The 15,129-nt window shown below is 60.3% G+C and carries 14 protein-coding genes; 7 read left to right on the top strand and 7 right to left on the bottom strand.

The genetic code is table 11. The annotated features are described in order from the left end of the window. Positions 1 to 37 precede the first annotated feature (37 nt). Both KUA11_RS02985 and zwf read right to left on the bottom strand, forming a co-directional pair. Positions 38 to 496, bottom strand: a complete 459-nt coding sequence (locus KUA11_RS02985) for a hypothetical protein (protein ID WP_217408931.1) — start codon at positions 494 to 496, stop codon at positions 38 to 40. Then, positions 493 to 1,989, bottom strand: a complete 1,497-nt coding sequence (gene zwf, locus KUA11_RS02980; RefSeq protein ID WP_217409192.1) for a glucose-6-phosphate dehydrogenase — start codon at positions 1,987 to 1,989, stop codon at positions 493 to 495. The genes KUA11_RS02985 and zwf overlap by 4 nt, the downstream gene beginning before the upstream one ends. A 202-nt stretch (positions 1,990 to 2,191) precedes the next feature. Here zwf and KUA11_RS02975 point away from each other — a divergent pair, with 202 nt between their 5' ends. The 4 genes from KUA11_RS02975 (at position 2,192) to KUA11_RS02960 (ending at position 4,901) form a co-directional block, all read left to right on the top strand. Further along, positions 2,192 to 2,449 (top strand): DUF2312 domain-containing protein, encoded by a 258-nt coding sequence (locus KUA11_RS02975; protein ID WP_217409191.1) that lies wholly within the window; start codon positions 2,192 to 2,194, stop codon positions 2,447 to 2,449. Positions 2,450 to 2,576: 127 nt separating this feature from the next. Further along, positions 2,577 to 3,314, top strand: coding sequence for a hypothetical protein (locus KUA11_RS02970; RefSeq protein WP_217408930.1), 738 nt, complete (start codon positions 2,577 to 2,579; stop codon positions 3,312 to 3,314). Positions 3,315 to 3,459: 145 nt separating this feature from the next. Beyond that, positions 3,460 to 4,176: a nucleoside/nucleotide kinase family protein gene (locus KUA11_RS02965; protein ID WP_254454621.1), complete on the top strand. Its 717-nt coding sequence runs from the start codon at positions 3,460 to 3,462 to the stop codon at positions 4,174 to 4,176. 2 nt (positions 4,177 to 4,178) lie between these two features. Further along, the gene (locus tag KUA11_RS02960; protein WP_217408929.1) at positions 4,179 to 4,901 is read left to right on the top strand and encodes a nucleoside/nucleotide kinase family protein; all 723 of its coding nucleotides are present in this window, start codon (positions 4,179 to 4,181) and stop codon (positions 4,899 to 4,901) included. 52 nt (positions 4,902 to 4,953) lie between these two features. Here the strand turns inward: KUA11_RS02960 and KUA11_RS02955 are convergent, their stop codons facing one another. Both KUA11_RS02955 and KUA11_RS02950 read right to left on the bottom strand, forming a co-directional pair. Then, a complete protein-coding gene (locus tag KUA11_RS02955) occupies positions 4,954 to 5,892 on the bottom strand; it encodes a DnaJ C-terminal domain-containing protein (protein ID WP_217408928.1) in 939 nt (312 codons plus the stop codon). Next, on the bottom strand, positions 5,889 to 6,056 hold the full coding sequence (locus KUA11_RS02950) for a hypothetical protein (protein WP_166315407.1): 168 nt from the start codon (positions 6,054 to 6,056) through the stop codon (positions 5,889 to 5,891). Before KUA11_RS02950 ends, KUA11_RS02955 begins: the two co-directional genes overlap by 4 nt. A 302-nt stretch (positions 6,057 to 6,358) precedes the next feature. On the opposite strand from KUA11_RS02950, the gene KUA11_RS02945 reads away from it, so the two are divergent. Beyond that, positions 6,359 to 8,146, top strand: a complete 1,788-nt coding sequence (locus KUA11_RS02945) for a Na+/H+ antiporter (RefSeq protein WP_217408927.1) — start codon at positions 6,359 to 6,361, stop codon at positions 8,144 to 8,146. A gap of 5 nt (positions 8,147 to 8,151) precedes the next feature. Here the strand turns inward: KUA11_RS02945 and aspS are convergent, their stop codons facing one another. Further along, positions 8,152 to 9,966 (bottom strand): aspartate--tRNA ligase, encoded by a 1,815-nt coding sequence (aspS, locus tag KUA11_RS02940; RefSeq protein WP_217408926.1) that lies wholly within the window; start codon positions 9,964 to 9,966, stop codon positions 8,152 to 8,154. A 270-nt stretch (positions 9,967 to 10,236) separates the two neighbouring features. Between aspS and KUA11_RS02935 the strand changes: the two genes are divergently transcribed. Both KUA11_RS02935 and KUA11_RS02930 read left to right on the top strand, forming a co-directional pair. Next, positions 10,237 to 11,658: an FAD-binding oxidoreductase gene (locus tag KUA11_RS02935; RefSeq protein WP_217408925.1), complete on the top strand. Its 1,422-nt coding sequence runs from the start codon at positions 10,237 to 10,239 to the stop codon at positions 11,656 to 11,658. Between the two features lie 166 nt (positions 11,659 to 11,824). Beyond that, positions 11,825 to 13,207, top strand: a complete 1,383-nt coding sequence (locus KUA11_RS02930; protein ID WP_217408924.1) for a lipopolysaccharide biosynthesis protein — start codon at positions 11,825 to 11,827, stop codon at positions 13,205 to 13,207. Here KUA11_RS02930 and KUA11_RS02925 read toward each other — a convergent pair. Together KUA11_RS02925 and KUA11_RS02920 are read right to left on the bottom strand one after the other, a co-directional pair. Then, on the bottom strand, positions 13,142 to 14,125 hold the full coding sequence (locus tag KUA11_RS02925; RefSeq protein WP_217408923.1) for a glycosyltransferase: 984 nt from the start codon (positions 14,123 to 14,125) through the stop codon (positions 13,142 to 13,144). The genes KUA11_RS02930 and KUA11_RS02925 overlap by 66 nt on opposite strands. Before the next feature lie 81 nt (positions 14,126 to 14,206). Beyond that, positions 14,207 to 15,085 (bottom strand): ELM1/GtrOC1 family putative glycosyltransferase, encoded by an 879-nt coding sequence (locus tag KUA11_RS02920; protein WP_254454620.1) that lies wholly within the window; start codon positions 15,083 to 15,085, stop codon positions 14,207 to 14,209. Positions 15,086 to 15,129: the final 44 nt, after the last annotated feature.

Raw genomic sequence — 15,129 nt, 5'->3', positions numbered from 1 at the left:
GCGTCCAGACCCACCCATGCGAACCGGCTCTGCGTTCCTACTGCGGAATGGGATGAAAAAAGCCCGGACTTCCCTGATCGGTTTCCACCCGTTGAGCTGGACGGTCCACCCGCAGGGTAAAGAGCTTGGGCAGCGAACCATCGGGCACCGGACATGAGCCGGAATGTTTTTCCATAACGTCGATCAGGGTCGCTTGCGGCGGTGTGTCGCCATTGACGATGAACAGAAGGCAGTCAGCCCGGTCGCCCGTCATGCCGTTATGGGTGACTGTCACACGCAGATGCTGGACGAGCGCGTTGTTATCGAACCAACTCATGGGCTTGAAGGTGTAACGATCCAGCATCCGGTCCAGCGCGCCGGTCTTGGCCAGCACAATCATCAGCACAGTCAACGGAAGGACCAGCACAAGGCGCCGGCCAATGTGCTGCTTGAGCGAGCGTCCTTTAAACGGTCCGCTGCCAAAGCGACGCGGGCCGCTTGTGTTGTCGTCCGTCATATCGCCGATTCCTTCCATGCAAACCCGTCCCGTGCCAGCAGGGCATCCGAAGATGCCGGCCCCTGCGTCCCGGCGGCATAGGTTTCCATCGGGCGCACATCCGCCGCCCATCCTTTGAGAATGGGCTCCACCCATTGCCACGCAGCCGTCACCTCGTCACGGCGGATAAAGAGCACCTGATCGCCCGCGACGGCCGCCATCAGCAGATCTTCATAGGAATCCGGATAACGCACGCCGAAAGCCTGAGGATATGAGACATCAAGCTGTGCCTCACGCAGGCGGAAGCCTGGAGCGGTGGGATCCTTGGACGAGAGCGACAGGGAAACACCCTCATCGGGCTGGATGCGCAAAATCAAAAATCCGGGCTCGGGCGTGTCCTGAAAAACCGGCCAAGGTTGCGGACGGAACTGGATGACGATTTCGGTTTCCTTGCGCGCCATCCGCTTGCCTGTGCGAATGTAGAACGGGACACCCGCCCAACGGGGCGTGCGGATTTCAGTCCGCAGAGCCAACCAGGTTTCCGTGTGACTGGCCGGCGCCCCCAGATCCTCCAGATAACCCGGGATCTGTTCGCCGTTCACCGCCGCCGCAACATATTGCCCACGTACTGTGTCCCGCGCGACGCCTGCAGATGTCATGGGTTTGAGGGCGCGCAGAATCTTGAGCTTTTCGTCGCGAAGATCGGTGGCCGAGAGCGCCGTTGGTGGCTCCATGGCGACAAGACAGAGCACCTGAAGCAGATGGTTCTGCACCATGTCCCGCAAAGCGCCCGCCGTGTCGTAATACGGACCGCGCTTGCCCACTCCTACCGTCTCGGCCGCCGTGATCTGGACGCAGGCAATCGAATCGGCGTCCCAGATACGTTCCAGCACGGGATTGGCGAAGCGCAGGGCGAGGATGTTCTGCACCGTCTGCTTGCCCAGATAATGGTCGATCCGGAAAACCTGCTCCTCACGGAAATGCTTCCCCACCCCGTCATTGATCGCATCGGCGCTGGCCAGATCCGTGCCGATCGGTTTCTCCAGCACGAGACGGGTGGTGTCCGTAATGAGACCGTTATGCGCGATGGCTTCCGCTGTCGGCACATACAGACGCGGAGCCGTTGCGACATAAAAGACGCGCGACCGCTCCGCACCCGGATCGAGAAGCGATGTCAGTCGGGTCCAGTCCGCGTGACGGTCGGACATGTCGAGAGAGACGTAGTGCAGAAACGGCAGGAACGCCTCGATTTTCTCGGGGGCGCTCTTTGCCGAGGCGGCGAACTGTTGCAGCCCTTCTTTCGCCCGCTGCCGATATGCCTCGTCGGTCAGATCGGAGCGGGCCGCACCGATGATCTTCGTGCCGCCCGCAATGCGACCGCGACAGAACTGCTCGAAAAAAGCGGGCAGCAGCTTGCGCATCGTCAGGTCGCCCGTGGCGCCCACAATAACAAAATCGAAAGGTGCTATAGGAGGCTGCACGCTGGAAGCATCCCGTGTGGAACCGGTCGTCATGTCGTTGGTCGTGGTGTCGATCATCGCTCCCGCCTCCCTGAACGCCGATCAGGTATGACACTCCGTCCCCCTTGACCAGATAGAAAGCTGGAAGGGGATGGCTTCATTCATTTGACCGCAAGGGTTCTGACAGGATAATCCCGCGCCTTCGCACCGGCCTTAGCGTCGGCAGAACAGACAAACTCCCGAGGAGGAAGACGTGATGTCTCAAGAGGATGATCCCGCCGTTGGCGGCATTGCGGCAGACCGTCTGCGCAGCATCATCGAGCGCGTCGAACGCCTTGAAGAAGAACGTAAGGCGCTCGCGGGCGATATCAAGGATATCTTCGCTGAGGCGAAATCCGCTGGTTTCGACGTGAAGGTGATCCGCCAGATCATCAAGCTCCGCAAGCAGGAGCCTGCCGAGGTAGAAGAACAGGAAACACTTCTCGACATCTATCGTCGCGCACTGGGCATGTAAGCCTGCCCGGATGGCGTCTCCTTCAATGGCAGTTGCGGGAGATCGACGCCATCCGGCATCATGAGCCGGACTTCACAACCGTAAGACCGTGGATGTCGAGCCGTCATTGGGGAGCATTCGTCCTATAATGTCTATTGTCCTTCCCGACTGGCTGCCGATATGGGCGCTGGTTCTCCTCGCGGGACTGGCTGCGGTCCTCGCAATCGCTTTCCTGCTCATGCCTTTTGCCGTTTTCGGCGTAAAAGGGCGCTTGGCGGAAATCGAACTGCAGCTTGAGGACGTGCGTGCAGATCTACGCGTGATCGCCATGCGGGTTGGCTCTCTCGTACCGGAAACCTCCGCTACGAACCGTGAAGCCGCTGTCGCACCACGCCGGGAAGAATGGGTGCCACCACCTTCGGCTCCCGCGCCCGCAGACCCAGAATTCCGTCCTGCGGCTCCCCGCACCCGTACGGCCGGAATGGCGCCTTCTCCCCTTCTCCCACCGGATATTCTGGAAACGAAAGAACCTCCCTTCTCGAAGGCCAATGAATCGACTTCTGAAGATCCTTCGGAGCAGGCGTTCCCGCGCACAGAAACACCACATCCCGCCCAACGGGCAACTCCTTCGCCAGCCACCAGTCCCGTTCCCCGGGTATCCGACGCTTATGAACCCCGCGTCACGCGCCCACATGAACCGAGAATGTCGGCAGAAGAACCGCTGATCGGTCTCCGCACGCCACTCGGGCGCATGCCGTGGCATGAAACGGAGCCTCGCCCTGAACCCCGTCGTCCCGCTCCTCGACCAGAAAACGAAGCAGACGGTGGCCGCACCGAACCCGTCCTGCGCTGGCCATCACGTCGCAACGAACAGGATCCCGCATAAACGCACACCGGCATCAGAAATGCGCAGCCGCCTTTCCCTGCACGCGGTGGTCACGCCTGTCCCCATCCAGTAACAGATTACAGTTTCATGACCGTTGGCTGGACGTCCGGCCAATGCGTCCCCACTGAGGAGCCATCCTGACTTCATGTCCGTTTCCAGTCCCATTATCGCTCTCGTCGGTTCGGATGGGAGTGGCAAAACCACGGTCGGCACAGAACTTCTGGCCTGGATGCGTGAGAGCCGCCCTACTGAGATGTGTCATCTGGGCAAACAGACGGGCAACTGGGGACGCGCCATCGCAAAGCTGCCGCTCATTGGACAAAAGATGGACCGCAGCGTGCTGCACACCACGCGCAAGGCACGCAAGGAAAAGGAAATCCATTTCCCACAGGCCGTCATAATATTCGCGCTGTCCATGCGGCGGGTCATCCGCTTCCGCCGCATGCTCCAATTGCATCGGCAGGGGCTATGCATTCTGACGGATCGCTATCCGCAGACTGCCGTGCCGGGACCGATGGATGGTCCATCGCTTACTTTTTCGAGACGCAACAGCTCTATCGTGCAGGCGCTGGCCATGGTGGAATTCGGCCTCTATGGCTGGATGGCCAGTTATGTGCCCGATCTTGTGATCCGACTGAACGTCGATCTGGAAACGGCCGTCAAGCGCAAACCCGATCACCGCGTAGAATCTCTTGAACGTAAGGTCGCGGACGTTCCGAAGCTCAGTTTCAATGGCGCGCCCATACTGGATATCGACGCGACCCAGCCACTGGACACTGTACTGGCTCAGGCCAAGGCCGGGATCGAGAACGTATTCCATCAGTATGACGCCCGCTCCGCAGAGACACCTGCAGCATGTTGAGCATGACCGGCTCGTCTTCGCCTGTCCCGACGCTTGGTCCTCTGATCGCGCTCATCGGCTGTGACGGAACGGGAAAATCGACCCTTGCGAATGAACTGGCGGAACGCCTAAACCAGTATCGCCCGGCCCGCACCTGCTATCTGGGACTTGGCAGCGGTGACCTTGGTCGGCGCATCGGCAAGTTGCCGCTGATCGGTCCCGTTCTGGAAGATCGCCTCACCCGCAAGGCGAAGAAAACACGCTCGCCCGGCGAAAAGATTCCCGGCCCGCTGACAGCGCTTGTGGTGTACGTTTTTTCACTGCTGCGCTATCGCCGGTTTCTTCAGATGCAGCACGCCCGCAAGCTTGGCATTGCCGTCATCACGGATCGGTATCCCCAGACAGAGATGGCGGGCTTCTACGATGGCCCCGGTCTGTCCGCCGCGCGGCCCGGCAGTCGGTTCGTGGCATTTCTCGCACGGAGCGAATTGCGTCTTTACAGGAAAATGGCGGCCGTAAAGCCGGATCTGGTGATCAAACTGGATGTTGATCCGGAGATTGCCCTCAGCCGCAAGCCAGACCATGACCTAGCCGCCCTGAAAAAGAAGGCCGCCGCCACATTAAAGCTGACATTCGGCGGCGCGCGCACCGTCACGGTCGATGCGCGTCCGTCCTATCCGGTGGTGCGCGATGAAGTGATCCGCCTGTGCAAGCCCATCCTTCTGGCTGAGCCTGCGACGTCCTAAACTCTGTTTCGGACGGCCGAGACCCCAAAGCCTCGGCCGCCAAAGATTTTTCTCAGACTTCTTCCTTTCCAGCGTCTCCTTTTGCGGTCGCCTCGCCGTGCGTGCTCAGGAACTCGCGCAGCGCGTCATCGGCCTTGCCCACATGCACTTCCAGCGTGACATACAAATTACCTGCGGGATGCTTGCCATGCTCCTTCACCCCTCGTCCACGCAGGCGCAGAACCGTGCCCGTATCCGAGTTGGCTGGCACGTTCATCTTCACCGCGCCGGAAGGCGTCGGTACGGTAATTGGGCCACCAAGAACAGCCGTGCGCAGATCCACTGGCAGACGCTGCCGCAGATCCTGGCCTTCCCGCGTGTAACGCGCGTCGGGTGTCACAGTGATGGTAATCAGCGCATCACCCGGCGGACCACCCTGAACGCCCGCACCGCCTTTGCTGCGCAGTCTCAGAACCTGTCCATTCTCAATTCCGGGTGGGATTTTCACATCCAGCGTGGCGCCACCGGGAAGCGAAACCCGTGATGTCGTGCCCTGCACCGAATCAAGAAAGGACACGGTCAGATTATAGGTCCGGTCCTGCCCCGCTCGCGGCCCAGCCGACCGGCGTCCTCCGCCGCCCCGATTGCCAAACATGCCGCCGAACAGATCACTCAGATCTTCAGGGGAAAAACCCTGCGCTCCGCCCGCGTGCTGGAACCCACCAGCACCTTCACCGAAGTCCCGGTAGCCTCCATGCGCTCCGTACCCCGGCGGTGCGCGCTCCTGCCCGTTCTCATCGATCTCGCCCCGGTCGAACCGCGCACGTTTGGCTTCGTCCGAGAGGATATCGTTGGCGATTCCGATCGCCTTGAACTTTTCCTCCGCCTCCTTGTTATCGGGGTTGAGGTCCGGATGGTACTTTCGCGCCAGCTTGCGATAGGCCTTGCGGATTTCGTCCTGACTCGCGGTTCGCGCGACTCCCAGTACCTTGTATGGATCGCCTGCGCTCACTCGTCTCCTCCTTCTGGCGTTGTCACGCCAAAGCTTTCCGTATCAAGCAGATCGAGCAGGACAGCCACACTCACATCCGGCGTAATGCCATTTTTCGACGCCTCAGCCACAAGTGCTTCCAGCCTTGGTCTGAGAAACTGTGCCGCCGGACCTTCCTGTGCCATATGTCCCTGCGCTCCCCACCTGCGCGGTGTATCTCACCGCGAAATTTCATTCTCTGCCGGCAGGGAAAACCCGCACAGGCCTCCAGACCGACCGTCAATCGCAGAACACAGGCAACGGCTGCTCACGCAACGCGCGCTGTCACTACAATCTCTTAATGAAAATAATGGGAACGCCCACTTGCGGGGTCAATGGGAGAGCCTGACAAACCATCAAGGGGCTGGTCTGCAAACGCTTTCCTGTCCATTGAGAACATACTGCACAACTCTGCCCAACCGTACGGTCACCCGTGCTGCGAGACCCGATGTATCCCACTCTCATTGCCATGACGCTGCTCACCATGACGGCCCTGAGCGCCATCGTCGGCCGCGTGCTCCCACGTATTGTCCCGCTTCCCCTGATCCAGATAGCAGCCGGGATGATCGCCAGCCTGCTGGGCTTTCATCTGCCGCTCTCCTCCGAGCTTTTCCTGCTTCTGCTCATTCCTCCCCTGCTGTTCATGGACGCCTACAGCATTCCGCTGCGCGAATTCGGTGAACTGCGGACGATCATTCTCTCGCTGGCCATCGGTCTTGTCGTCTTCAGTACGATCGGCGGCGGTTACGCCGCCCACTGGATCATGCCCGCCATAACCCCTGCCGCCGGCATGGCTCTTGCCGGTGCCCTCTCGCCCACGGACGCTGTTTCGGTGGGCAGCATTCTCGCCACGTCGCAGGCGCCCGCCCGCATCGTGCAGATCCTCACGGGAGAAGCGCTTCTCAACGACGCCTCGGGTCTCGTGTGTTTCCGGGTGGCCGTAGCAGCCGCCACGACGGGGCTTTTTTCGCTCAAGGCGGCGTCGAGCAACTTCGTTTATGTCGCAGTGGGCGGTCTGATTGTCGGCATCACATTGGGATGGCTGTTCGCACAGATCGAACTGCGCTTTATCCGTCGCGGTTACGACGATGCACCAAGCCACATCCTGATGTCGCTGATGATGCCTTATCTCATCTATCTCGCTGCGGAAGAGATAGAATGTTCAGGCATTCTCGCGGCCGTCGCGGGTGGCATCACCATCCGTATCTCGGGTGTCATGAGCGAGACACGGATCGAGACACGGCTCAGAGCGTCGATGACATGGGAGGAAGTCGGGTTCACGCTCAACGGGCTGGTGTTCGTCGTGCTCGGGCTTCAGCTTCCCCAGCAGATTGGCGAAGCTGTAGACATCGTGAAGTCCGAAGGGCTGTCACCATGGCTGCTTCTGCTGACCATTCTGGGGCTTCAAGCCGCGTTATGCGTGCTGCGCGCCGTCTGGATCACGGCCAACGCCACGATCCTTCATTTCATCGGCCGTTTCACGCACAGGGCGCAGGCCATGCCGTCATGGCGTGGTGTGCTTGTGCTGACCCTCGCCGGGACACGAGGCGCGGTGACTCTGGCCGCCATTGTCTCACTCCCTCCTGAAAACGAATTTCCGGGACGTACCGTTCTTGTCGTTCTGGCAACAGGCGTCATCGTGGTGTCCCTGCTGATGGCGACCTTTCTGCTTCCTAGCGTGCTACGCCTTCTGCCCCAGCAGGAAGGCGAGACTCCTGCTCAGCATGAACTGAACGAAACACGCATCGCCCTCACCCGCTCGGCCATTGCCGCCCTGCAGGCCGAGCAGGCACGCAGGCCACCCAACGCCGCGCGCGGCAACGACGCCGTCACCCTGCTGATGGCGGAATATACGGACCGCCTGCGTCGCCTCGACACCTCAGCGGCCGACCCCGATGGCAGTCGCATGGCCAGCGTGAAGAACAAGCGCGAGGAAATCGCCCTGCGCCTGCGTATTCTGCGGCTTCAACGTCGCGTGCTGAATTCTTTGCTGAACGACAACTCCATCAACGACGTGACAGAGCGCACCATCGGGCGACAGCTTGATTTTCAGGAACAGGAACTTCTGATGGAAGCAGCCGACCTGCCGCGCCCCGGAACCGCTGCGGTCGATCTGTCTCCGCCTGAGGATGTCGAAGACGAGGAAGACGATGTCTCCCTGCTTCCGCTCCCTCCACTAACGGAAAAAGTACCAGCGGAAAAAGAAAAGGCGACCGGAAAGGCCGCCTCTTCCTGATGAACTCAGCCCTTGGGCTCTTCGGGCTTTTTGACGACCGCTGGCTTCGGCTTTGGAAGAGCCAGTGCAAGCGACAGTTCCTTCAGCCGTGATGCCTCGACCGTGGACGGCGCGCCCATCATCAGATCCTCGCCCTGCTGGTTGAGCGGGAAGAGGATCACCTCACGGATGTTCGGCTCATCGGCCAACAGCATGACCATACGGTCCACGCCCGGCGCAGCGCCACCATGCGGCGGCGCACCGAAGCGGAACGCATTGAGCATGCCGCCGAACTGCTCTTCCACCACACTAGCCGGATAGCCCGCGATCTCGAAGGCGCGGATCATCACGCCCGGAAGATGGTTACGGATCGCGCCGGAAGACAGTTCAATACCGTTGCAGACGATGTCGTATTGATACGCCTTGATCTCCAGCGGGTTCTGCATGTTCAGCGCCTCAAGACCACCCTGAGGCATGGAGAACGGGTTGTGGGAGAAGTCGATCTGCCCGCTTTCCTCGTTCATCTCATACATCGGGAAATCGACGATCCAGCAGAAGCGGAACTCACCTTCCTCAATCAGTTCCAACTCGGTCGCGATTTTCGTCCGCACAAGACCGGAGAACTTCGTCACCTCATCGCCCTTGCCAGCGGCGAAGAACACGGCGTCACCGGCTTTCAGACCGAGCTTGTCCTGAATGGCCTTCACACGATCGGCTTCGAGGTTCTTGGCAATCGGCCCCTTGCCGCCTTCCTCATCGAACTGGATGTAGCCCAGACCACCGGCACCGTTATCACGCGCCCAGGCGTTGAGCTTGTCGAAAAAGCCACGCGGCTTGGGACCGGCGCCGGGTGCCGGGATGGCGCGGATCTCGCCCCCACCGGCCGCGATCTTGGCGAACAGACCGAAGGACGATCCTGCGAACTGCTCCGTCACGTTGGCAATCTTGAGCGGGTTACGCAGATCGGGCTTGTCGGAGCCGTAAACCGCCATCGCCTCGGCATACGGGATGCGGGGGAACGGCGCCGGGGTCACGGCACGGCCATTGCCGAACTCACGGAATACACCTTCCATGACCGGTTCCAGCGTGGCGAAGACTTCTTCCTGTGTGGCGAATGCCATCTCGAAATCGAGCTGATAGAACTCGCCGGGGCTGCGGTCCGCACGGGCAGCTTCGTCACGGAAACACGGCGCGATCTGGAAATAGCGGTCAAAGCCCGCGACCATGGCCAACTGCTTGAACTGCTGCGGCGCCTGCGGCAGCGCGTAGAACTTGCCCGGATGCAGGCGTGACGGCACGAGGAAGTCACGCGCGCCTTCGGGCGAGGACGCCGTGAGGATCGGCGTCTGGAACTCGGTGAAGCCCTGCTTGATCATGCGACGGCGCAGACTGGCGATGATCTTGGAACGCAGCAGGATGTTGTTGTGAATCTTCTCGCGGCGCAGATCGAGGTAGCGGTATTTCAGCCGCAGTTCCTCACCGTAATGCTCGTTGCCCGCCACCTGAAACGGCAGCACGGCAGCCTCGGACTGGACCGTGAACTCCTTGACCTGAAGCTCGATGTCACCTGTGGGCAGGTTGGGATTGCGCGTGGACGGCTCGCGCAGCACCACTTCGCCCGTGATGGTGACAACGCTTTCGACGCGCGTGTTTTCGGCCAGTTCAAGGAACGGAGAGCCAGCGGGAATGACGATCTGCGTCAGACCGTCCTGATCGCGCAGATCAATGAACAGCAGGCCGCCGTGATCGCGCTTGCTGTGAACCCAACCGGACAGACGCACGGTTTTCCCGGCGTCTTCGGCCCGAAGGGCGGCGCAGCTATGGGTGCGATACGGATGCATGATGTCGTCCTGTCCGGATGAAAGCGGGGCGCACGCGGTTCGCGGTCGTTCCCGCTTACCGGTACGTGGTGGAAATCAGGGGTCGGAGGAAGCCGCCCACGGCCCGTCCTGTCAAGCCCGGAACGCCTTTCCAGAGCGTGAAGATACCTTTGCTCCCCATTGATTGCCACATGTGATGGCAGCCTCGTTGCGACCTCAATGGCCTCATGCGTTCGTGGCCGATAAGAGAGGTATCAATCTGTCTCACTTTATCTCACCGGATTGTCCGCGATGCCCGACGCTTCCATTGCCTCTCCCGCCGCCCGTGTCGAAAAGGTGCTGAGCGCCCTGCGCAAGACACTCCCCCAACAGGTGAGCACCGTCACCTCCGTGCGGGAAGAACATAGCCATGGTGAGGCGATGGATGCCGCACGGCTCCCCGAAGCCGTCGTGTTCGCCCAGAGCACCGACGATGTCTCTCGCGTGCTGTCCCTGTGCCACGAGCACCGTCTCCCCGTGGTGGCGTTCGGTGCCGGCACATCCGTCGAAGGGCACGTCACTCCGCCGGAACACGCCATCAGCCTCGATCTGTCGCGCATGACGGACATCGTGCAGTTCAACCCCGAGGATCTCGACTGCCGCGTGCAGGCGGGTCTCACACGGCAGGAGTTGAACAGTCGCATCCGGGATTCCGGCCTATTTTTTCCCGTCGATCCGGGCGGAGAAGCTACGCTGGGCGGCATGTGCGCCACCCGTGCGTCCGGCACGGCAGCGGTGAAATACGGCACCATGAAGGAAAACGTGCTGGGTCTGACCGTGGTGCTGGCCAGCGGCGAGATCATCCGCACCGGTGGCCGCGTGCGCAAATCCTCCACGGGGTATGACCTAACCTCCCTGTTCATCGGCTCCGAAGGCACGCTGGGCATCATCACGGAAGTGCAACTGCGGCTCTACGGTCTGCCCGAAGCCGTAGCCGCGGCCGTTTGCCAGTTCGAAACCGTGGACGAAGCCGTGCGCACGGCGGTCGAGGTGATTCAATACGGTATCCCTGTCGCCCGTGTGGAACTGGCCGATGAAGTGCAGATGGCCGCCTGCATCGCGTATTCTCATCTGGATGAACTGCGCCCGTTGCCGACCCTATTCTTCGAGTTCACGGGAGGCCCCGCCGCCGTGCGCGAGCAGGTGGAAGCGACCGAAAGCCTTGCCCGAGAAAACGGTGGTCTTGGCTTCGACTGGGCGGATACACCTGAAGAACGCACGCGGTTGTGGAAGGCGCGTCACAATGCCTACTGGGCCGCACGCGCCATTGAGCCCACGGCACTCGTCATCTCGACCGATTGCATCGTGCCGATCTCACGTCTGGCGGAACTGATCGACGGTGTGCGTCACGACATCAGGGAATCAGGACTGCGCGCCGCCATGGTGGGCCATGTGGGCGACGGCAATTTTCACACGCTCATTCTCACAGAGAACACGCCGGAAGGCCGCAAAAGACTTCTGGACCTTGACCGCAAGATCGTGGCACGCGCGCTGGCGCTGGATGGCTCATGCAGTGGCGAACATGGTGTTGGACTTGGCAAACTGGAGTTTCTGGAAACCGAGCATGGCGCGGGCGCCCTAAACGTGATGCGGGCGATAAAGAAAGCGATGGACCCGCTGAACATCCTCAATCCCGGCAAGCTGATTCCGCAGGAAAAAGGAACGTACGCCTGAAACGGACGGTCTCCGTCACAGCACGCGGCAAGGGCTGAGGAACCGTCTTGTGCCTTGACACTGTCCGCTCAGCGCGCAACAGCAGACGGCATTGTGCGCAGGCGTTTCCTCGACATTCCCACGACGGGGTTCCCGCCCAGAGATTTCCAGTGACCTGAAAGCCTGCATGTCCGGGAATTCCTCCGTCTTCCGCTCCATCTTCCGTAATGTCAGCCTGCTGACGGTGGGGCGCATCCTTAGCGCATTGTGCAGTTTCGTTCATACGGCTTTTGCCGTACGGGCGCTGGGGCTTGCCGATTTCGGACTGCTGATCCTCATCCACTCGCTGGCCATGACGGGCTCGACGCTTTCGCGTCTGCAAACATGGCAAACCCTCATCCGCTTCGGCAGCGATGCCTTTTTCAACAAGGATGCTGACCGGCTGAACCGCGTCACGTCCTTCTGTGTGCGTCTCGACACAATGTCAGCCGGCGCAGCCTTCGTGTTCAGTCTTGTGGCCGTGCAGATCTATGCCGGCATAGCTCACTGGACGCCTCACACACGCCTGTTGGCCACGCTTTACGCATGTGTCGCACCATTCATGTACACGGGCTGGGCGCAAGGCGTGCTGCGCATGGCCAGCCGCTTTCACTACGTGCCCATCACCGAAGGGCTGACAGCGCTGGGAAAAATGATCGGCGTTCTGCTCGCCTATGCACTACACCTGTCACTGGGATGGTTCCTGCTCATCTGGGCAGCGTCCATCCTGTTCGATCATGCCTTTTACAGCCGTGTGGCGCTGTCTATCCTGAAAAAACGGATCGGATTTCGCTATCTTCATGCGTTCCGTAACTGGCAATGGGCTGGCGATGGGATGTGGTCCTTCACGCGTGCCGTCAGCGCCAACCAGACACTCGGGAACGCTTCGGCGCCAATCGCAACATTGCTTGTCGGCAAGGGGCTGGGGGCAGCGGAAGCCGCCGTTTTCCGCGTTTGCCGCCAGATAGCCTCAGGGATTGTCACGCCTGCCCAGCTCATTTCGCCCGTGCTTTATCCCGAACTGGTCAAGATGCGTGACCGGCAGGACTGGGACGGTCTGAAGAAAGTCACGCTCCGTATCTTCGCCATTCTGACGGCGCTCTCGGCTCTGCTGCTGTTCCTGACGGGCACGGTTGGCTCGAAGATTTTCCGCTACATGCTCGACGTGCATGTGTCACACACGTCCTTCTACATCACGATCATGCTGCTGGCCGCGATCTTCAGCCTCCTGATCGTCCCGCTCGAGCCTCTTCTGATTGTGGCAGGACACCTCAAACTTCTGGTCCGCTCACGCATTCTGGTGACGCTGCTTTATTTCCCAGCGGTCTATTTCCTCACACTGCGCTTTCACCTGACGGGCGCATGCCTCGCCACGGCCGCTGCCAGCATTGCGATCTTCCTCACCTGTCTGGTGGGAACGCGCCGGTTCGCCAGAAAGGTTCGCGTCCTCAAGAAACAGGCCGCGTCAGGACAACCCGGCGCGGATAGCCCGTCCGATAAGGCGAAAGCGACGGACAAAGACAGGGGCTGAACGGAAACGCCGTGCCATGGCACCAAGATTGGCGCCGATCACCTTAACACCCAGATAGAGCGCCATGTTCACCATATGGAGGCCCCGTGAACGCGCCACCGGACGTTCCAGCCACAGACGATTGCGGATCGTGCAGAAGATACGACGCTCTTCCGTGGCAGGCTCCAGCCATGGGTGGATTTCATCGCGGTTTGCCTGCCACGATATGTCGATGTCATTGAGGCGGCTGTCCGGACACAGCCATATACGACCGCCATGTTCGGGAATCTGGTGGGAAAAAGCATAATCGTCGAAATAGAGATGAAAGCGTTCCGGCGGCAGGGCAATCCGATCCAGCCATGACCGCGCAAACCACAAACCACCATAAGCCGCCACACCCAACTCGATGCAGCCTTTTTCAATGTGCGCCTGGCGCTTCCCGCCATTCCACAGATGCGCAAGATTGAAGTCGAAAAACGCATCTGGTTCGACCCAATGCAGCGTTTTTCGGGCCAGCACCTTGCGGTAGGCCCGCTTTTCCTTTCGAAAACACATCATGGCGTCCGTCTCATGCGCGCCAAGCTGGGTCCATTTGTCCATCAATACGGAAAGAGCATTTTCTTCCGGAAGATTATCGTCATCGAGAACCCACACAAAGCGCATGTCGCGTAACTGTGCCGCTCTGCGCAATCCCGCGTGAAACCCGCCCGCCGACCCCTCATTGCGGGGGAGCGCGATAATCTCCATCGCCTCGCGGCCCAATTCGTTTTGCAGGTCAACCAAAGCTTTTTTCGAAGTCGCGGGCGTCCCGTTGTCCACGACCACGGCATAGCGCGCCCCACATTGAAAAGCCGCTCGCAGCACGCGTGCCAACAGCGGCACGCGCTCGCCATAGGTTACTGTCACCACACAAGTGGCGATTTCCTCAGGATGAGACATCAGCCCATCGTTCTCCTGTAAGTCCTGCTGACCGTGGACCTGTTTCCGGCGCAAGGAAAGACACTCTCCAAACGTGTCCGCTCACCCGGTCGTCGTTGCAGAACCCATATATCCTGCGGCACCTCGTTCGGTCAGAATACGAAGCACCCTGTCCCGACACACGGCCAGATCCCGATCGTGGACCGCATGCATCATCCGCCATCTCGGCCTCGATAGCCCCTGCTCCGTCAGCGGACGTATCCAGCCTCTATGCACAATCGTCCGATACCATCTCAGGAAATCCGTTCCTCCTGCCAGCCAACCACGACGGATCAGAGAATGACGCACTTCCGGCGAAAGGCGATCTGCCATCATTTTCAGTCGTTGCACCGGAGGAAGACGCGGTTTGAGGGGATAAAGCCATGTAGGACACCCGCTCCGCCACGCATCCGCCACAAGAGAAGCGCTGTCCGCTGTCACGACAAGCCGTGAACTACGGGCAAGAATATCGGGCAAAGGACAACGCTGAATAACGTCTGGCGTCTTTTCGTAACGCTGCTCAAGATATCTCTGAATATTCTGAGGGGTGCGCGGTCCGGGCACCACATACAACCGCTCACCGTTAGCCTCGGCAAGTCTGTGCGCTCGGTCCAGAAGAACGGAAATATCCTTGTCTTCAGAGAAAAAATGCCGCGTTGGACCACCAAGAAGGACAGAAACCACGCCATCTTCGCGCGGCCCGCGGGGAGAGACGATCCCCTCTGTCATATCCGCGCCATTCAGTGGCATGGACAGACGGACGACATTCGGGCCTGACGGGAAATCATCCTGCGGCATCAAGATGATCAGATCCAGCCGATGGGGAGCCATGAGACGCGGACGACCGAGTTGGACAATCGCTGGTCTGCCGCCAAAAACTCCCTTGATACGGCAAGCAGCTTTCAGGGCGCGACCGAAGGACAAAATAGCCGTCGGCTCCATGGCTGGGACGCCCTCCGGCGCCACAAACGCCCATGACACTCCAC

It is taken from the genome of Acetobacter estunensis, assembly GCF_019083805.1.
Taxonomy (GTDB): domain Bacteria; phylum Pseudomonadota; class Alphaproteobacteria; order Acetobacterales; family Acetobacteraceae; genus Acetobacter; species Acetobacter estunensis_A.
The sequence above is the reverse complement of the archived record's forward strand: the minus strand, read 5'-3'. Positions and strand labels throughout refer to the sequence as shown.